20 protein-coding genes are annotated in these 18,368 nt (G+C 50.7%); 12 read left to right on the top strand and 8 right to left on the bottom strand.

The features are described 5' to 3' along the window. Nucleotides 1-140: 140 nt before the first annotated feature. Together dps and rhtA are read right to left on the bottom strand one after the other, a co-directional pair. Complete coding sequence (gene dps, locus EHN07_RS07365; protein WP_124023531.1) at nucleotides 141-644, bottom strand: DNA starvation/stationary phase protection protein Dps; 504 nt, start codon at nucleotides 642-644, stop codon at nucleotides 141-143. Between the two features lie 303 nt (nucleotides 645-947). Next, nucleotides 948-1,835 (bottom strand): threonine/homoserine exporter RhtA, encoded by an 888-nt coding sequence (gene rhtA / locus EHN07_RS07370; protein ID WP_124023532.1) that lies wholly within the window; start codon nucleotides 1,833-1,835, stop codon nucleotides 948-950. 367 nt (nucleotides 1,836-2,202) lie between these two features. Between rhtA and ompX the strand changes: the two genes are divergently transcribed. Then, the gene (gene ompX, locus EHN07_RS07375) at nucleotides 2,203-2,703 is read left to right on the top strand and encodes an outer membrane protein OmpX (protein ID WP_124023533.1); all 501 of its coding nucleotides are present in this window, start codon (nucleotides 2,203-2,205) and stop codon (nucleotides 2,701-2,703) included. Between the two features lie 108 nt (nucleotides 2,704-2,811). Here ompX and EHN07_RS07380 read toward each other — a convergent pair whose 3' ends face one another. Together EHN07_RS07380 and mntS are read right to left on the bottom strand one after the other, a co-directional pair. Then, nucleotides 2,812-4,398 (bottom strand): phosphoethanolamine transferase family protein, encoded by a 1,587-nt coding sequence (locus EHN07_RS07380; RefSeq protein WP_124023534.1) that lies wholly within the window; start codon nucleotides 4,396-4,398, stop codon nucleotides 2,812-2,814. Nucleotides 4,399-4,713: 315 nt separating this feature from the next. Further along, the gene (mntS, locus tag EHN07_RS07385) at nucleotides 4,714-4,842 is read right to left on the bottom strand and encodes a manganase accumulation protein MntS (protein WP_124023535.1); all 129 of its coding nucleotides are present in this window, start codon (nucleotides 4,840-4,842) and stop codon (nucleotides 4,714-4,716) included. Between the two features lie 189 nt (nucleotides 4,843-5,031). Here mntS and mntR point away from each other — a divergent pair, with 189 nt between their 5' ends. Then, the gene (gene mntR, locus EHN07_RS07390; RefSeq protein ID WP_124023536.1) at nucleotides 5,032-5,502 is read left to right on the top strand and encodes a manganese-binding transcriptional regulator MntR; all 471 of its coding nucleotides are present in this window, start codon (nucleotides 5,032-5,034) and stop codon (nucleotides 5,500-5,502) included. Between the two features lie 101 nt (nucleotides 5,503-5,603). Here the strand turns inward: mntR and EHN07_RS07395 are convergent, their stop codons facing one another. Together EHN07_RS07395 and EHN07_RS07400 are read right to left on the bottom strand one after the other, a co-directional pair. Further along, the gene (locus EHN07_RS07395) at nucleotides 5,604-6,419 is read right to left on the bottom strand and encodes a Cof-type HAD-IIB family hydrolase (protein WP_124023537.1); all 816 of its coding nucleotides are present in this window, start codon (nucleotides 6,417-6,419) and stop codon (nucleotides 5,604-5,606) included. Beyond that, complete coding sequence (locus EHN07_RS07400) at nucleotides 6,416-7,639, bottom strand: MFS transporter (RefSeq protein WP_124023538.1); 1,224 nt, start codon at nucleotides 7,637-7,639, stop codon at nucleotides 6,416-6,418. Before EHN07_RS07400 ends, EHN07_RS07395 begins: the two co-directional genes overlap by 4 nt. Before the next feature lie 106 nt (nucleotides 7,640-7,745). Between EHN07_RS07400 and EHN07_RS07405 the strand changes: the two genes are divergently transcribed. From EHN07_RS07405 to EHN07_RS07415, 3 genes are all read left to right on the top strand, one after another. Next, nucleotides 7,746-8,291 (top strand): TetR/AcrR family transcriptional regulator, encoded by a 546-nt coding sequence (locus EHN07_RS07405; RefSeq protein ID WP_124023539.1) that lies wholly within the window; start codon nucleotides 7,746-7,748, stop codon nucleotides 8,289-8,291. A 455-nt stretch (nucleotides 8,292-8,746) separates the two neighbouring features. Further along, complete coding sequence (locus EHN07_RS07410; protein WP_124023540.1) at nucleotides 8,747-8,941, top strand: hypothetical protein; 195 nt, start codon at nucleotides 8,747-8,749, stop codon at nucleotides 8,939-8,941. 9 nt (nucleotides 8,942-8,950) lie between these two features. Next, on the top strand, nucleotides 8,951-9,739 hold the full coding sequence (locus tag EHN07_RS07415; protein WP_124023541.1) for a hypothetical protein: 789 nt from the start codon (nucleotides 8,951-8,953) through the stop codon (nucleotides 9,737-9,739). 400 nt (nucleotides 9,740-10,139) lie between these two features. On the opposite strand, the gene EHN07_RS07430 is transcribed toward EHN07_RS07415, so the two are convergent. After that, entirely contained in the window at nucleotides 10,140-11,822 is a 1,683-nt protein-coding gene (locus EHN07_RS07430) for an aspartate:alanine antiporter (RefSeq protein WP_124023543.1), read from the bottom strand. A 302-nt stretch (nucleotides 11,823-12,124) separates the two neighbouring features. Between EHN07_RS07430 and EHN07_RS07435 the strand changes: the two genes are divergently transcribed. After that, complete coding sequence (locus EHN07_RS07435; RefSeq protein ID WP_124023544.1) at nucleotides 12,125-12,490, top strand: inner membrane protein YbjM; 366 nt, start codon at nucleotides 12,125-12,127, stop codon at nucleotides 12,488-12,490. 49 nt (nucleotides 12,491-12,539) lie between these two features. Here the strand turns inward: EHN07_RS07435 and EHN07_RS07440 are convergent, their stop codons facing one another. Continuing rightward, entirely contained in the window at nucleotides 12,540-12,812 is a 273-nt protein-coding gene (locus tag EHN07_RS07440; RefSeq protein ID WP_034456459.1) for a GrxA family glutaredoxin, read from the bottom strand. Nucleotides 12,813-12,992: 180 nt separating this feature from the next. Here EHN07_RS07440 and EHN07_RS07445 point away from each other — a divergent pair, with 180 nt between their 5' ends. The 6 genes from EHN07_RS07445 to potG all read left to right on the top strand — a co-directional run bounded on the left by EHN07_RS07445 (nucleotide 12,993) and on the right by potG (nucleotide 18,364). Then, entirely contained in the window at nucleotides 12,993-13,292 is a 300-nt protein-coding gene (locus EHN07_RS07445; RefSeq protein WP_124023545.1) for a YbjC family protein, read from the top strand. Beyond that, a complete protein-coding gene (gene nfsA / locus EHN07_RS07450) occupies nucleotides 13,276-13,998 on the top strand; it encodes an oxygen-insensitive NADPH nitroreductase (protein ID WP_124023546.1) in 723 nt (240 codons plus the stop codon). Before EHN07_RS07445 ends, nfsA begins: the two co-directional genes overlap by 17 nt. Nucleotides 13,999-14,094: 96 nt before the next feature. After that, complete coding sequence (gene rimK / locus EHN07_RS07455) at nucleotides 14,095-14,997, top strand: 30S ribosomal protein S6--L-glutamate ligase (protein WP_124023547.1); 903 nt, start codon at nucleotides 14,095-14,097, stop codon at nucleotides 14,995-14,997. Between the two features lie 105 nt (nucleotides 14,998-15,102). Further along, nucleotides 15,103-15,582, top strand: a complete 480-nt coding sequence (locus EHN07_RS07460; RefSeq protein ID WP_124023548.1) for a YbjN domain-containing protein — start codon at nucleotides 15,103-15,105, stop codon at nucleotides 15,580-15,582. 379 nt (nucleotides 15,583-15,961) lie between these two features. After that, on the top strand, nucleotides 15,962-17,074 hold the full coding sequence (potF, locus tag EHN07_RS07465; RefSeq protein WP_124023549.1) for a spermidine/putrescine ABC transporter substrate-binding protein PotF: 1,113 nt from the start codon (nucleotides 15,962-15,964) through the stop codon (nucleotides 17,072-17,074). A gap of 156 nt (nucleotides 17,075-17,230) precedes the next feature. Beyond that, nucleotides 17,231-18,364, top strand: coding sequence for a putrescine ABC transporter ATP-binding subunit PotG (gene potG, locus EHN07_RS07470; protein ID WP_124023550.1), 1,134 nt, complete (start codon nucleotides 17,231-17,233; stop codon nucleotides 18,362-18,364). The last annotated feature ends 4 nt before the right edge of the window (nucleotides 18,365-18,368 follow it).

Here is an 18,368-nt window from a genome sequence, read left to right on the forward strand (position 1 = left end):
AAAACAACCATCTGTTAACGATTGTGTGAGGTGATTATTACAATCAAGCAACTTTTGCAGCAGGGATAAACAATTTTCTGCGCTAAAATGGTGCATTCATCCTCCCCGGACGGGAGGATGAGATGACAATTTACCGACAATTATTCGATATTTGACTCGATAAACCACAGGAACTTGTCCAGATCGCGAGAAGCAGCCGTCAGGATATCCGCAGTATCTTCATCTTTAGCTTCCCCAATGGCCTTACGAACATCGTTCGCCACAATAGCGTAACGATCGGCCAGCTCTTTCAGGTGTTCTTGCACGGAGTGAATGTCCAGCGGGTAGCTTTTCAGCGGCGTTTTGCTGTTAATCACCTGCGTCGTTCCCAGCGCCACGCCTCCGAGTTGAACGGCGCGTTCAGCCATCGTATCAAGATGGTCGGTCAGGGCTGTGCGAAAACCGTCGAGCATTTCGTGGACGGCAATAAAGTTAGCGCCGCGCATATTCCAGTGCGCCTGTTTGGTCATTAGCGACAAATCAATAAGCTGAATAACCTGATGATTGAGCAGTTCCACAGTGGCTTTTTTATCACTGTCTGCAACATCATTACGGGTATGCACCAGGTTGGTCGATTTGGTTTTTACCAGTTTAGCGGTAGTCATAATTTTTCGTCCTCTTGATGTTTATCCAATGAATTACCGGAAATAAGTATAGCACCGGATTTTAACTCTGGAGGAGCAGGTAATACCTATCAGATAAATAGCACAGTCAGAATAGATTTTAGTAACTTACTGTTATTAAATTACTTTCAGTTTTCTATCCCCCACAGAAGGGGAGAATAGAAAATGTAATGATTTAATGCTAATAATTACTGTTTGCTGCAAGCAGATTTAAATATATAAACTGCCGAGCGACGGTGAATATTTACCGCAGCTGGCATCAGCCACGGTAAATAACCAAGTGAATTAATTTACATCGACGCTGGTAATCTGCGCTTCACGTTTTATCGTCAGCGTGGAACCGATGGATGCGGCAATAATTGACAGCAGCGCCAGCCACTGCACCAGCGTCAGATGTTCGCCGAGAAACAGCATGCCTGACAGCGCGGCAAGCCCAGGCTCCATGCTCATTAAGGTACCAAAAGTGCGCGTGGGTAAGCGCGTCAGAGCGATCATTTCCAGCGAATAGGGCAGCGCCGTCGACAAAACCGCCACGCCCAGGCCGAGGGGGATGAGTGACCAGTGCCAGAGCGCTTCACCCGCCTGCCAGACGCCAACAGGAACAAAGATCGCCGCGGCAATCAGCGAACCGAAAGCGACCGTGGCAGGGCCGTGATCGGCACCGGCTTTCTGGCCAAACAGAATATAAATAGCCCAGCAACCCCCTGCGCCTAATGCAAAGGCGGTACCAGCTAAATCGACGCCTGAAATCGACTGTCCCAGCGGCAGCAAAAACCATAAGCCTAAAACTGCCAGCGTAACCCAGACAAAATCCACCGCACGGCGCGAAGCGAACAAAGCTACGGCAAGCGGGCCGGTGAACTCCAGGGCGACAGCGATCCCCAGGGGGACAGTCTGAATAGATAAATAGAACAGGTAGTTCATGCCGCCGAGCGCCAGGCCATACATCAGCAGGGGGAAACGCTGCTCGGTTTTAAAGCGTAAACGCCAGGGCTTGAAAATTAGCACCAGAATTAAGGTGCCTAACGTGAGACGAAGTGCCGTTACGCCCGGTGCCCCAACCAGCGGGAATAACGATTTCGCCAGCGATGCCCCACCCTGAATGGAGGTCATGGCAATTAAAAGAACAACGATAGGTAACCAAACGGGGGTTTTACGTGGCGATAGCGGCATCCTGCTTCCTGTCAGTCAGTGTCTGTTTTAATCGAAAGAGTAAAAGTCACCTCAGTGTAAATGATTACGCTTAACGGGTTGGGCATTCATTAAAAAATAATCCCCTGGCGGCGAATGATAACCATCCCGTTCGCGCAATATTTGTGCAGATTAAATTAAGAATCATCTGGATGACGATGTTACGATTCATGCCAATAATTAGCGCGTTTTTGGCTAAAAGCGTTGTAAATTGAATGGCCTATAATGTAGCGGAAATGTTCTGTTACATGAAAGAAAACGTTAGACAACATAAATGTCGCAGAGTTTCTTTCACAATTTTGATATATTAAAAACTTAGAAGTTACTTGAAGCACATTTGAGGTGGATTATGAAAAAAATTGCATGTCTTTCAGCACTGGCTTGTGTACTGGCCGTTTCCGTTGGTACCGCATCTGCAACCAGCACCGTATCTGGCGGCTACGCACAGAGCGATATGCAGGGCGAAGCTAACAAAGCTGGCGGTTTCAACCTGAAATACCGTTATGAAAACGACACCCCGCTGGGTTACATCGGTTCTTTCACCTACACCGAGAAAAACCGCTCCGAAGCTGACGTTTATAATAAATCACAATACTACGGCATCACTGCGGGTCCTGCTTACCGCATCAACGACTGGGCAAGCATCTACGGTGTAGTCGGTGTCGGCTACGGTAAATTCCAGACTACCGGCGCGACTGATACCAACACCAGCGATTACGGCTTTTCCTACGGTGCAGGTATGCAGTTCAACCCAATGGAAAACGTTGCGCTGGACGTTTCTTACGAGCAGAGCCGCATCCGTAATGTTGATGTTGGCACCTGGATCGCAGGCGTGGGTTACCGCTTCTAATTTCACGTTAACCCGTGAAAATAAAAATCCGCCCCTCGAGGCGGATTTTTTCTACCTGCAATTCCCCGTTTTGACGCCGCAATGGCGCTAGCTCATCAGGGGAACATATCAGCGAGTCTGGGTTTCAAACACATCCGTCTGCAAATGAGTATAGTCCACCTTCTTTAGCTTAAAGTTGGTGATGTAGACAGGCCCTGCATCTTGCTCGGAAATAAACTTATACTTCGGCGTTAACTCTTTGGTTTTAATCCCCGTCCACGCCGAGAAGAAATTCAGGAAATCATTCGCTGAACGGCGCGCTTTGATCTGGCGATGCCTGGTGTCATCGCTGGATAACACCATAAACGGTACCTGAAAGTTCTGCTGGAATTCGTCATCGTGCGCCAGGTATTGCACGTCGGTGCCGCGTTCTTTAAAGGCCAGCCCGTGATCGGAGAAATACACCATCGAGAAGCTCGTGCCGCTGTTTTGCAACTGCAGGTAGAGCTGCTTTAGTAAGTCATCGGTTTGCGTCATGCTGTAGAGATAACAAGAGGTCTCTTTCGACTGCACAAAATCTTTATATTTCCCCTGAGTACGGTCGCACGCCTGAGGATGAGAGCCCATTAAATGCAGCACTATCAGTTGTGGAGTGGTGTGCGCAGTGGCAAATACCTGGGCGGTCATTTTTAACAATGCTTCATCACGGGTATTCTTGTCGGCTTCAAAATCCCCGCTTTTCAGAAAATGCACTTCATCAGCGCGCTTTGCGATACTGGCGATGGCCGTATCGTATTCACCAATTTGCCCCTGATTAGAGAACCACCAGGTCTGGAATCCCGCGCGGTTCGCCAGGGTAATAATGCTGTCCTGGTACTGGGGTTTTCCGTCAACGACGCGGTTGAGCGTCATACCCAATGATTTCTGCGTTGAACCACTGGCCGCGACATAATCCATAAACAGGTTGCCGTTGACCTGGCTTGCAAACGGGGTGTTATCCCAGTGGCCGCCGAAGGCGCCTAATGCGTCACGCCGCGCGCTTTCGCCAATCACCACCACATAAGTGTGATACTTAGGTTTCACCGCCAGCACGTTCCAGGTGTCCTTCATTTGTGAGAAGGCCTGCATACGCTTTTGTTCGTCAATCACTTCCTGATTGTTAACGATGACATCTTTAACAAAGCGGAAAACCGGGTAACCGGAATCTTTGATTTTAAATACGCCGCCATAAGCCAGGTTCTGCACGGGGGCAACAAAGAAGCAAACCACGCTCACCACCAGGCATAAGCTGTCGAAATGGCACCATGTCCGTTTCCCGGGCGCGATTTTACGACGCACGGCGATAATGCCGAGAGCCAGAATAAACACTGACACCAGATAGCTGTACCACGGGAAGATAGTCATTATCTCCCTGGACTCTTCGAAGTTGGTCGAGTGCATGGCCAGCAGGGTATTAAAGTTTGGCGCGCCGTAAGCCTGGCCAAATGGGAAATACATGGCGGCGATCAAACTGCAAATCGCCAGCACACCTTTCTGAAATTTAGGCACGCTGCGCCATAGCAGCAATAATACGCAGCTAAATGCCACAGCATAAAGAATGCTAAATTCGTAACCGAGGGCGAAATTAATCAGCAGGGACTGCAAAAAATAAAAACCAGTCCACGGATTGAGCGCAATAGCGCGGGTCGTCAGGGTATCTTTAACCGTTAAATTCATGTTTCTCAAGATCGACTAAACGCCATGCGAAAACCCTGGCGACGAGGGTAAAAACCTGCCTGACAAACGGAAAAGAAGGGGAACTGGACCGCATCTGCGAGCCGCTTTATGTGCAGGGCTGCAAGAAGATAGAGCGCCACGGTAAGAAGATCAACTGATAAGCGAAATGTGTTTTGCGAAGCAAGTAGCAAATCCGACAAATGCTGGGGTTATAGCGCTGTCGTACGAGGGGGTTACTGAAGCTTTACCATCAAAACTGGCCCACAGGCTCTTACCGCTTAACAGCAAAAAGCACGCCTAAGAAGGCAGGCGGGGTTAGGGCTTCGGTTTTTCGCCCTGCTGTGGTTTCCCGGCAACCCAGTCGCACAACATATTGAGCAGCATTAGCCGCACCTGAAATGGGGAATGTGTAAACACGCTTATACACCTCTTAAATTCGTTCATTTTGCCCTCCTCTTAACTTCTGCTGCCTTCAATTCCGTTTAAGGCTGACTGCATTACGTTCAGATATAGCACAGGCTATATTATATAGCTATTGCTAATTCGTTAAATTTTTGTGCTTCGGTGATGCTGGTTTACAATAGGGCCAGATGTCGTCACTGGACGATGAATGCCACTGCAAGAGGAAGCATCATGAGCCGTACGCCGGGCCAAAAAAATAAAGAGAAAGTCACGCAGCTGGTAAACGTTGAAGAGCATGTGGAAGGCTTTCGGCAGGTACGGGAAGCGCACCGTCGCGAATTAATTGATGATTATGTTGAGCTGATTTCAGATTTGATTCGCGAAGTGGGTGAGGTGCGTCAGGTTGATATGGCGGCACGCCTCGGCGTTTCGCAGCCAACGGTTGCAAAAATGTTAAAGCGACTTGCGTCAGTGGGGCTTATTGAACAAATTCCGTGGCGCGGGGTGTTTCTGACGGCGGAAGGTGAAAAGCTGGCGCAAATGAGCCGTGAGCGCCATCAAATCGTAGAAAACTTTTTCCTCGCGCTGGGCATTAGCGCGGAAACCGCAAGGATTGACGCCGAAGGGGTTGAGCATCACGTCAGTGAAGAGACTCTTGAAGCCTTTCGCCTGTTCAGCGAGCAGCGAGGATTCACGTACTAATGTTACTGGCCCTGGCTCGCCCGTTTGTTGGCGATCGCTTTCTTCATCTGCTGTTGCTCAACCGGCTCTGAATAAGGGGCAGTCCTGCCCCTTTCAGCAGATCATTCGTTAAAAGGGGGCTCTTTTTTCAGCACGTTCTCAATCACATCCAGCACGCTCTGGTCGTTGCAATGGCCGGTCTGATAAGAAGCAATCTGCTTTATTTTTTCGGGCGCGTTGGCCATGGCAAAGCCATATTTCGCCTGGCGTAACATTTCAATATCGTTGCCACCATCGCCAAAGGCCAGCACTTCGCTGTTATCAATGCCCCATTTTTCCTGCAATATCCGCAAGCCATTGGCTTTGTGAACGCCAGGAATAATCAGGTCTATTGAGCCATGGCCGCTGGTGACGGGAATCATAATGCCTTTGAACAGCCCGGCGAGCGAACTCATGGTGTCGTCCAGCAAATTGTCCGGCAGATTGAGCGCAAATTTAAAGAACACATCCTTCAGATTTGCGAAGTTATCCACCAGCTCCAGGCGATGGTAGTACGCACGAGCCATGCTGATAAACGCATCATCATAGTGGCGCAGGGTATAGCCGTGGTGTTTACCACAGGCGATGATATACACATGAGGCAGCGTCAACAGATGGCCGATCACCGTATTGAACTGTTGCTGCGTTAGTTCGCCGTTAAAGAGATCTTCCCCTTCGCTTACCACCCAGCCGCCGTTCTCCGCAACAAAGGAGATTTCATGGGCAATGTCCGGGAAAAATGAAATTAACTGGTAATACTGGTTGCCGCTGGCCACCACAAAGCGGATCCCTTGCTGTTTCATCTGCGCATACAGCTCGGCAAAACGTGCGCGGTTGTACTCTTTGTTATCGTTAAGGAAGGTGCCATCCATGTCTACGGCAATTAATTTCACACTCATCGAATTCTCCTTTCATGCGCGTTGGAAACCCGGTCTTCAGGTTTTGCGACGGCTTTCGCCACCAGGGCTGCGACCACCATTAAACTCAGTACGACTAACATAGCCAGACGCAGGCCGTAATGTTCGCCAAGGAAGCCTAACAGCGGTGGCCCCACCAGAAACGCGATATAGCCAGAAGCGGCAACCACGCTTACGCGAGTGGCGGGATCGGGCCCGGTGTCGCCCGCTGCTGAAATCGTTAAGGGGAATCCGAGGGACGTTCCCAGCCCCCATAAAATAACGGAAATTCCCGCCACAAAAGCGTTATCAACAAAGATAATTAAGCTGATGCCCAGGATCCCCATCACAGCACAGGCGCGTACCACCGTGACGCGGCTATACCGGTCGATAAACCAGCCGCCGGTAAAGCGCCCAACCGTCATGCCCAGAGTGAAGCCGACATAAATCATCGAGCCGGATGTTGGGCTAAAACCGTGCCCGTCCACCATCAAAAGCGGTAGCCAGTCGTTGGCAGAGCCTTCGGCAAAGGCCATCGCCAGTACAATGGTGCCAATCAACAGCAGCTGGAGATCTTTATAGAAAGGTAGATGAGGTTGATGCGGATTTTCGGCGTTAGCATCGGCGTTATTTTTGCCTACGCCGTGAGGAATGGCGGTAATGGCGATAACAATAGGAGCCACGACGACAAGGCCGATCGCCAACAGGTGCCCATAGGCGCTGACGTTAAGGGCGGTCAGGCTCATGCCAATTCCCGCGCCTGCGAGGGTGCCCAGGCTATAAAAGCCGTGCATCATCGGTAATACGGTCTTTTTCAGCAGCCCTTCAACAATGGCGCCTTCAACGTTCATCGCCACTTCAGATGAGCCCAGCCCCGCTCCGAGAAATGCGAGGCCAAGTGCGAATAGCGCGGGCGAGGAAAGAAACAGCGCAGCTCCCATCACTAACATGCCGGTTACCATCAACGCCATGCCGCTGCGGATAATATTGCGCGTTCCAAATCGCTTAACCAGCCAGCCGGAGCACAGAATGCCGCTCATAGAGCCTACCGACAGACCAAAGAGCACAATCCCCATTCCGGCGGTAGAAACGCTGAGGGTGTCGCGAATGGCGGGAGTGCGTGTGGCCCATGAAGCCATAACGAGGCCGGGGAGAAAGAAGAAGGCGAAGAGTGCCCAGGTACGAAGTTGTGTGGCTTTGCGATTGCTAATGACGGCAGACATGGAAATACCGGTTGGCGACGAATACAAATCACACTAGCAAGTTTGTGTACATTTGTACATATTCCCTGGTAAACTCTTTTCAGGCTGTTATTAGCGAAGGATGAAGATGAGCAAATCCCCACGGCGCAACGATCCAGACCGACGAGCGCGCATCCTGCAAGCCACGCTGGATATGCTAGTTGAGCACGGTATCAGCCATATCACGCACCGCAAAATTGCCGCAGCGGCGGGCGTCTCGTTAGGTTCAATGACTTACTATTTTGACGGCATAGAATCCCTGCTAAGCGAAGCGTTTACCCGGTTTGCCCATCATATGTCGGATGACTATCGCAGCCGCTTAGAGCAAGCCGGTAACCGTGATGAAGCCTGTGAAGCGATAGTCGATATGATCTGCGGGGAAAAAATTGCCACTTCGTATAATTTGCAGGTGATGTATCAGCTCTATGCCTACGCCAACCGTAATCCTGAATTAAAAATCATCATGCAGGACTGGATGCGCCGCAGCCAGCAGGTGCTGGAAACCTTCTTCGACCCGATTACCGCCCGCATTCTGGATGCTTTTATTGAAGGGATGACGCTGCATTATGTGACGGACAGGCAGCCGCTGAGCCGGGAAGATTTAAGCCGAATGCTGGCAAAAATTGTCGGTTAGCTTTTGATTTTTCAGTGGTTGATGAATTTCAGACAATAAAAAACCCATTTATGTAAACGGGTTAGTGAAAACAACGACTTGCAAGATAATCAATAAGTTAGGTTAGTGGTAAGGAGTGGCGATTACGGGGCAATGCCAACCGCTGTCGCCACTAAGTGTTACTAATCGATAGCAGCAGGAACATTGCTGGCGTGAGAACTTGATTGCCACGTCAGCAAGCTTGAACAACGAGTAGGGCGAGGCGTTAGTAGTTTTTTCAGATTAGAAACACTACATGTGCCTTTTTAGGCGATGTCGGTTGAATCACGAGCGGTTTTTCTTGTCCTGATCGTGAAAATGGGATAGATAAACGATTCTACAAGGTGTTTGCGACCCGGCATTGTTCTACAATAAGGTCATAACAAGAAGAATTAACGGCAATGCCACATGTAATGTAGGCACAGCGAGGAGGATGTATGACTAAGATGTTTGGAAAATTTGCTACAGCACCAGGGCGTTGGATGCAGAATGTTATCCGTCAAGACATTGAACAGTCTAACAACAGTAAAATCACTACTGATGCTAATGGGAATGCTGTTCTAAACATGAACAACAAAGAAGTTCGTGATTCCATGCAAGCTCGCATGAAGGAATTAGCAGCTAAACGTTAAGGATGGACGATGGGACCACTGATCATAATGGTTGTTCTCGTATGCGGGTTTTGGTACACAGAGAATCACTATCAATCCCGCATACGTCATGCAAGAACGAACGGTTGGACTTCTTACTTTTATGTTGCAATGCATGGTTGTAAATTTGTTGTTCAAGGTTTTGGCGTCATTTTTTCTCTCTACATAATTCTTTGGCTGATCAGCTTTATTATCTCGTTGCCTCACCTAATCTGGCCGACATACGGCATGAAAGATATTTACTCATGGCTGACAGTTAAAGAAGTCATGAATTATCCATTGTTGTTTGCATTCTCCATGGGGATGTCATGCTTGCTAGCCTATGCCGCAGGCCAGAATGCGAGAAAATCACTCGAAAAAGAAGAAGTAAGACAAGCTGCGTATAGAGAAATGGCTTCAATGGATGGTGTTGAGTCTCTTCTTGTACAGGCTATTGATGAAGATATGCTGATCTTCGTTACGCTTAAATCGCGAAAGGTCTATATCGGTTATGTTGCGGCTCCGCGTATTGAACACAGCCATACCCAACATTTGGCTATCATTCCGTACATCAGTGGCTATCGTGATAAAGATACTCTCCGCTACCATGAACAGCATCGTTACTACGAACTGTATTTGGCGAAAGGTATTACTGCGGATTCAGAGGGTTTGAATTTGCAGCATTTCAGGCACGTCATCCCTATGGATCAGGTAGAGGCAATTTCCCTCTTTGATACTGGAACCTACTTGTCCTTTGATGATTGTTCTGAGCCAGAAGAGACAAAGGATCTGAACGCTTAGTTGTATGCATGACCATGCCGCATGAAACGTTTGTTCGTTCAGTGTGCCGTCCACAAAAAATTAGTGCCGCACCACCTCATCCCAAAGGTATGTAGGAACAATTTGCTTACTGAATCTGACCCGCCGCTGGCGGGTTTTTTAATAGCTGTTGCCGCCATGACTAATCGGCTGTCGCCATTTTGTCGCCACAGGAGTTAAAGGTCTTTTCTAAGCAGTTGATTGTAAAGGGTCTGGATTTCAGGCAATAAAAAACCCATCAACCTTGAACCAAAGAGGCGGGGTTGATGGGCTCCACAAATTGGGGACATCAAAGAAAAGCAGTGGCACTAATTAAGACTTTGCCACGGGCAAAAAGTTCGCGGCGGGATAAAAAATCTTTTTTCTTTGTCTACGGCAACGATCACAAACCAGGCCATATGATGACGATAAGCGTCCCGGCCAGCGTTAACAATACGTTAGCGATAGCGTATGTTCCGGCGTAGCCCAGGGCTGGAATGTTGCTGCGGGCCGTGTCGCTGATGATTTCCATCGCAGGTGCGCAGGTGCGTGCGCCCATCATGGCGCCAAACAGCAACGCCCGGTTCATCCGTAACACATAGGCGCCAAACAGGAAGCAAATCACCACCGGAACCAGGCTGACGATAAGGCCTGCTATCAACATTTGTCCACCCACCACGCCCAGGCCATGGCCAATGCCGCTACCTGCGCTCAAACCCACGCCCGCCATAAACACCATCAGGCCAAACTCTTTCACCATATTCAGCGCCCCTTGCGGGATATAGCCGAAAGTCGGGTGGTTGGCACGCAGGAAGCCAAGCATGATGCCTGCAAACAGCAGGCCCGCTGCGTTGCCGATACCAAAGCTAAACGAGCTGAACTGGAAGGTGATCATGCCGATCATCAGGCCAATGATAAAGAAGGCGCAGAAGGCGAGCAGGTCGGTAATCTGGCTGTGAATCGAGATAAACCCAATACGCTCGGCAACGGTTTTCACGCGTCGCGCATCACCGCTAACCTGTAAAACGTCCCCTTTGTTCAACACGATATTGTCGTCGATGGGCATTTCAATCTGGCTGCGGATCACGCGGTTCAGGAAACAGCCGTGATCGGTCAGCTTTAGCTGCCCCAGGCGGCGGCCAACGGCATTGTGGTTCTTCACCACAATCTCTTCGGTCACGATGCGCATATCCAGCAGGTCGCGGTCGAACACTTCTTTGCCGTTACGGAAACTTGGGTCAAGGCGTGAGTGCGCGTCCGGGTAGCCCACCAGCGCGATTTCATCGCCTTTTTGCAGCACGGCATCCCCATCCGGGTTGGCCAGAATACCGTTGCGGCGAATACGCTCGATGTAGCAACCGGTCTGGCGATAAATCCCCAGCTCGCGCAGATTTTTACCGTCGGCCCAGGCGACCAGCTCAGATCCCACACGGTAAGCACGGATGACAGGCAGGTAAACCTTACGTGCGGCATCAGTGTCGAGGCCACGCTCGCGGGCAATTTGTTGAGCGCTGGTTTGCAGATCCTGGTGCTGTAGTTTTGGCAGGTAGCGCGCGCCGACAATCAGGCTGACCAGCCCAATAAGGTACGTCAGCGCATAGCCCAGGCTCAGGTGGTCGAGCGAGGTGGCTAACTCACTGCCCGCGACCCCTGAGTGACGTAAGGTATCACCGGCACCCACCAGTACGGGGGTGGAGGTCATCGAGCCTGCAAGCATCCCGGCGGTGAGGCCAATATCCCAGCCGAAGAGTTTCCCCAACCCTAAGGCAAGCAACATAGCGCTGCCCACCATCACCAGCGCCAGCATCAGATAATTTTTGCCATCGCGGAAGAAAATGGAAAAAAAGTTGGGCCCGGCTTCCACCCCGACGCAAAAAATAAACAGCATAAAGCCCAGATTTAAGGCGTCTGTGTTAATGGAAAAATGCTGTTGACCAAGTAATAAAGAGACCACTAAAACACCAATGGAATTACCCAGTTGAACGGGACCAAGGCGTAATTTACCCAGGCATAAACCTAAGGTCAGGACAACAAATAATAACAGGATGTAATTCCCGCTTAACAAATCTGCGACGTTTATATTCACGAAGGATAACTTCTTGTTTACTAGTAACTTGTTGAAAGAGATGGTTTTTTGAGTTAGGGTTTCTACTAATTACGACGCAATTTAATGTTTTTTCTTGCCATTAAAATATCCAGTGCGCAGACCTGATAATAGCCGTTAGTTTAATCTTTATGACCTTTTACGGCTAGTAAGAATATTGTGCAAATTGCGCGACCTATTTTTAGCAAGGATGGCTGAAGCTTTATCCGACTGGGGCAGGGTTCTGCGCAGCAGAGCTGCGAATTCAAGCTCGATACAAGCGATCGTCAGGAGAATATCTGTTCATGCGTGGACAACGTTGGTTTGGGGTCATTTGCTGCTTCGTGTTGTTTGTTGGCGTGTTTCTGTCGCAGAAACTGAGTGTCGCCAGCAGCTACCCGGGTGACAGACATGCGGAGTGGGGGCTGTTATTTTTTATCCTGCCGGGTGTCGTCGCTAGCGTGTTTTCACGCCATGGCCGAGTGATCAAACCGCTGATAGGCGCAGTGATGGCTTCACCATTTTGTTTGTTAATCATTCATTTTTGGCTGTCGCCAACGCGGACGTTCTGGCAAGAGATAGCATGGATGTTTAGTGCTGTTTTTTGGTGTGCTCTTGGAGCATTGTGCTACTTATTTGTTCGTAGTCTGCTCCGCCGTCAGCGGCGATAAAAAAAACCGGTTCATTTCATGTGAACCGGTTTTTTTATCTTGCCGTGGCTTATTCTGCGTTCTGGAACAAGCTCAGATGTTCTTTTGCGTAAGCCTCAAAATCGGTGCAACCGCCGATGTGTTTCTGGTCGAGGAAAATCTGCGGTACGGTTTCAACCGGTTTACCTACGGTTTTTTCCAGATCGGCTTTGCTGATCCCTTCCGCATGAATATCAACATAACGGAAGTTGAAGTCGTCACGCTCAGCGGTCAGTTTCTCAGCCAATTCTTTAGCACGAACACAATATGGGCAGCCTGGGCGGCCAAAGATTACTGCAAACATGAAATCTCCTTTATTTTTTGTGGCCGAACGTACCGGCGAATGGCACCATAATGCCGCTAACCGCGGCGAATGGAAAGAAGGTCTTGCCTGTTAGTCTGATATTCATTAGCTATATTCCACGCGGAGAACCGTGCGCAACCAGGGTATAATCAACGAAAAATTGCCTCTGGAGACAAGCGGATGCGCTCACTCGGTACCTTACCGAAGCCGGTATTAATCCTCGAAGTTGTCGGTATCGCTTTTTTACTGCTTTCTTATCTTTCCCTGAATGGCTACGTGGCATTGCCCGCCCCCTTTGGGAATGCGACGGCGGCTATCGTCATGGTATTTTTGGGGATTGCATTTATGATTCCGGCAGCGGTATTTATGGTGTGGGCGATGGCTCAAAATGTGGCACCGCTGCTGACCAAAGGGTCACCGCCCGTTAATAAATCTCTTTCAGACCAGCCAAAGGATAAACACCATGACGCCGACCATTGATCTGCTGCGTTCACACCGTTCTGTTCGCCGTTTCACCAGCACCCCGATAACAGACGAACAGCGCGCAGCCATTGTTGCCAGTGCGCAGGCGGCCTCCAGCTCCAGTTTTTTACAGTGCAGCTCGATTATTCGTATCACCGACAAATCCCTGCGTGAGCAGCTTGTGCCACTGAGCGGCGGGCAGAAACATGTGGCGCAAGCCGCGGAGTTCTGGGTGTTTTGCGCCGATTTTAATCGCCATCTGCAAATCTGCCCGCAGGCGCAGCTCGGCCTTGCAGAACAGCTGCTGCTTGGCGTGGTAGATACAGCCATTCTTGCGCAAAATGCCTTTACGGCTGCTGAATCCTTGGGGTTGGGCGGCGTATACATCGGCGGGCTGCGTAACAATATCGAAGAGGTGACGAAGCTACTGGCGTTACCAAAACATGTTCTACCGCTGTTTGGGCTGTGTCTTGGCTGGCCTGATGAAGATCACGATATTAAGCCGCGAATTCCGGCGGCGATGATAATGCACGAAAACAGCTATCAGCCTGTTGATGCAAAAGTGCTGGAGCAGTACGACGAAGAGATGGCGCAATATTATCTTTCGCGTGGCAGCAACGCGCGCCGCGATACCTGGAGTGACCATATCCGTCGCACCATTGTTAAAGAGAACCGTCCTTTCATTCTCGATTATTTGCATAAGCAGGGGTGGGCAACTCGCTAACTCACCGGCTGGTGGCCGCCAGGCAACACAAAAAGGTACTGGCGGTGCTATGATAGCCGCGCTGTTATTATTGGACCGCAAACGCTGAGGTGCTGGGTGAAAATCGCCATTTTATCCCGGGATGGAACGCTTTATTCTTGTAAACGTCTACGTGAAGCGGCGTCACGCCGTGGTCATGCAGTCGACATCATCGATCCCCTTTCTTGCTATATGAACATCAACCCGGCCGCGCCGTCGGTGCATTATAAAGGCCGCCAGCTTCCGCATTATGATGCGGTGATCCCGCGTATCGGCTCGGCAATCACCTTTTATGGCACCGCCGTGCTGCGCCAGTTTGAGATGTTGGGTAGTTATCCACTTAACGAGTCGGTGGCGATTACCCGTGCTCGTGACAAACTGCGTTCGCTGCAGCTGATGGCGCGCCAGGGAATCGATCTGCCGGTCACCGGTTTTGCCCATTCGCCGGATGACACCAGCGATTTAATCGATATGGTGGGTGGCGCGCCGCTGGTGGTGAAGCTGGTTGAGGGTACCCAGGGGATCGGCGTGGTGCTGGCTGAAACTCGCCAGGCGGCAGAAAGCGTGATTGATGCGTTTCGCGGCCTGAATGCCCATATTCTGGTGCAGGAGTATATAAAAGAGGCGCAGGGGCGTGATATCCGCTGCCTGGTAGTGGGGAATAAAGTCGTCGCCGCCATTGAACGCCAGGCCAAACCGGGAGACTTTCGCTCTAACCTGCACCGCGGCGGCGTGGCAAACCAGGTCGCTATTACCGAAAGCGAACGCGAAATCGCCTTACATGCCGCCGCGACGCTGGGGTTAGATGTTGCCGGGGTGGATATTTTACGCGCCGAGCGCGGCCCGTTGGTCATGGAGGTTAACGCCTCACCGGGTCTGGAAGGAATTGAAAAAACCAGCGGCGTGGACATCGCTACTTTAATGATCCAGTGGATAGAGCTGCAGGCGCAGCCGGGCTACTGCCTGAAAACGGGCGGCTAGCCACAGGCATCATGGCCTAATGGGCGCATAATAATAGTATGAGGCGCCATTTTTGCGTAAGCTATGGCGCGACTCAATCACCCCTTAAAAAGAGGCTACGGCATTATGGATTCACTCGTTGTCCCTACTCTGGACATCTTACGCCGCTGGCTCGACGAGATCGGTGTGACCATTTTCGAGTGCGATACATGCCAGGCGCTTCATCTGCCGCATATGCAGAATTTCGATGGTGTTTATGATGCGAAAATCGATCTGGTCGACGATATCGTCTTGTTTTCGGCGCTGGCAGAAGTCAAACCTTCCGCTTTGCTGCCACTGGCCGCTGATTTGTCGTCGATTAACGCCAGCTCGCTGACGGTGAAAGCGTTTCTCGATATTCAGGATGATAATTTACCGAAACTGGTGGTTTGTCAGTCCTTACAGGCTGCGGTGGGAATAACCCGTGAGCAGTTTGCTGCCTTTGTAAAACAGAGCGAAGAGCAAATCTCGATGGTTATTCTGGAAGCCTGCGCGAACCAACTGCTCTATATCTCCGATGAGGAAGAGCAGGACGGTACCTTTATTCAAACCCACTTCCTGCACTAATCGTTCTTTTTCTGACCGCAGCGGCAACTCTGCCCGCTGCGCGCTACATTTTTTTATTCTGCCTCATTGCCCCTATTCAGCATTATTCTCGCCATTCCTGCCGTTAAGGGGCGATAGCATCGATGTTTTTATACTTAAAAAATTGATAAAGGGCGCTTTTTTAGCCGCGCTATAGTCACTCACCCGGGCTACAGTTATTCTTGCGGGACGCTTAACGCGTGCAACGTCTGCTGGAGGGGACGGCCTTTCTTCACAGCAGTTTGAATAGAGATGCATGATTCTTGCATGTTCCAAAGGCGAGAAATAAATGCGTAGAGTTTGATTGAGTAAATGATGCTCGCGAAAGCGGGATTTACCCTTTATTCAGAAGGAATGAGATATGTTCGCCCAACGTAAAAAATTGTTGTCGGGTACGGTGGCGGGTTTGCTGATGACGGTTTCTGCTACCGCGTTTGCCGCTGAACAAAAGACGCTGCATGTGTATAACTGGTCTGATTATATTGCGCCGGATACGCTGGCTAACTTCACCAAAGAGACCGGCATTAAAGTCGTCTATGACGTGTTCGACTCCAACGAAGTGCTGGAAGGAAAGCTGATGGCGGGAAGCACCGGCTATGACCTGGTGGTGCCGTCTTCACAATTTCTTGAGCGTCAGGCCCAGGCCGGGATTTTCCAGCCGCTTGATAAGAGCAGGCTGCCAAACTACCAGAACCTCGATCCGGAAATGCTCAAGCTGGTCGCTCATAACGACCACGATAACAAATACGGCATTCCGTACATGATGGTTACCACCGGCATTGGCTATAACGTCGACAAAGTTAAGGCGGCGCTGGGTAAAGATGCACCGGTTGATAGCTGGGATCTGATCCTCAAGCCTGAAAATCTTGAGAAGCTGAAAAGCTGCGGTGTTTCATTCCTTGATGCGCCGAGTGAAGTTTACGCCTCGGTATTGCATTACCTCGGCAAAGATCCTAACAGCACCGAGGCTAAAGATTACACCGGCGCGGCAAACGATCTGTTGTTGCAACTGCGCCCGTCAATCCGTTATTTCCACTCATCCCAATATATTAACGACCTGGCTAACGGTGACATTTGCGTCACCATCGGCTGGTCCGGCGATATTCTCCAGGCGGCGAATCGCGCTAAAGAAGCCAAAAATGGCGTGAATATTGCTTATACCATTCCTAAAGAAGGGGCGATGGTCTACTTCGATATGTTCGCCATGACCGCGGATGCGAAGAATAAAGATGAGGCCTATCAGTTCCTGAACTACCTGATGCGCCCGGATGTCGTGACGAATATCAGTAACCACGTTTACTACGCGAACGCCAACAAAGCCTCGACGCCGCTGCTGAACGCCGAGATCCGCGATAATCCGGGCATTTACCCGCCGGCTGAGGTGCGCGCCAAATTGTTCACCCAGGGTGTGCAGTCGCCAAAACTTGACCGGGTCATTACGCGGGCATGGACTAAAGTTAAAACAGGAAAATAAGCAAATCTCTTAGCCACTTAATGAGGTTTGCCACGGAGCGTTGCCCCCTAATGGTGCAACCTCCCCAACGCGAGCGGAGGTTTTCAGCCTCTGTCTCGTCATGGGTACGGCAACCGGGCCGTACACCGCGATTATTTTTGCCGGAGAGCAACATAATTGAACGATGTCACTCCTCGTCCGCATGGGAAAACGCGCAAAGCGCTGACCCCGCTGCTTGAAGTTCGCAACCTCACCAAATCCTTCGATGGGCAACATGCCGTTGATGATGTGAATCTCACCATTTATAAAGGCGAAATTTTTGCGCTGCTCGGGCCGTCCGGCTGTGGTAAATCCACCTTGTTACGCATGTTGGCGGGGTTCGAACAGCCCAGCGCCGGGCAAATTATGCTCGATGGCGTGGACTTATCGCATGTCCCACCCTATCAGCGCCCGATCAATATGATGTTCCAGTCCTATGCGCTTTTCCCCCATATGACGGTGGAACAGAACATTGCCTTTGGCCTGCGGCAAGATAAATTGCCAAAAGCAGAAATTGCCCAGCGCGTGCAGGAGATGCTGGCGCTGGTGCATATGCAGGAGTACGCCAAACGTAAGCCACACCAGCTTTCCGGCGGGCAGCGGCAACGTGTCGCCCTGGCGCGCAGCCTGGCAAAACGCCCCAAATTACTGCTGCTCGACGAGCCGATGGGGGCGCTGGATAAAAAACTGCGCGACCGTATGCAGCTCGAAGTAGTGGATATTCTTGAGCGCGTGGGCGCAACCTGCGTGATGGTGACGCATGATCAGGAAGAGGCGATGACCATGGCGGGGCGGATTGCGATTATGAATCGCGGGAAATTCGAGCAAATTGGCGAGCCGGAAGAGGTTTATGAATATCCGGCAACCCGCTATAGCGCTGAATTTATCGGTTCGGTGAACGTCTTTGAGGGGCTGCTGAAGGAGCGTCAGGAAGATGGCTTAGTCATTGATAGCCCGGGGCTGGTACATCCACTGAAAGTCGACCCGGATATTTCGGTGGTGGACGGCGTGCCGGTCTATGTTGCGCTACGCCCGGAAAAAGTGATGCTCTGCGAAGAGCCGCCGGCAGACGGCTACAATTTTGCGGTCGGTGAAGTGGTGCACATCGCCTATCTGGGCGACCTGTCGATTTATCACGTTCGCCTGAAAAGCGGCCAGATGATCAGCGCGCAGCTGCAAAATGAGCATCGCAGCCGCAAGGGGATGCCAACCTGGGATGATGAAGTACGCCTGTGTTGGGATGCCGAAAGTTGTGTGGTTCTCACGGTTTAAGGGG

It is taken from the genome of Buttiauxella warmboldiae (genome assembly GCF_003818135.1).
GTDB classification, from domain to species: Bacteria; Pseudomonadota; Gammaproteobacteria; order Enterobacterales; family Enterobacteriaceae; genus Buttiauxella; species Buttiauxella warmboldiae.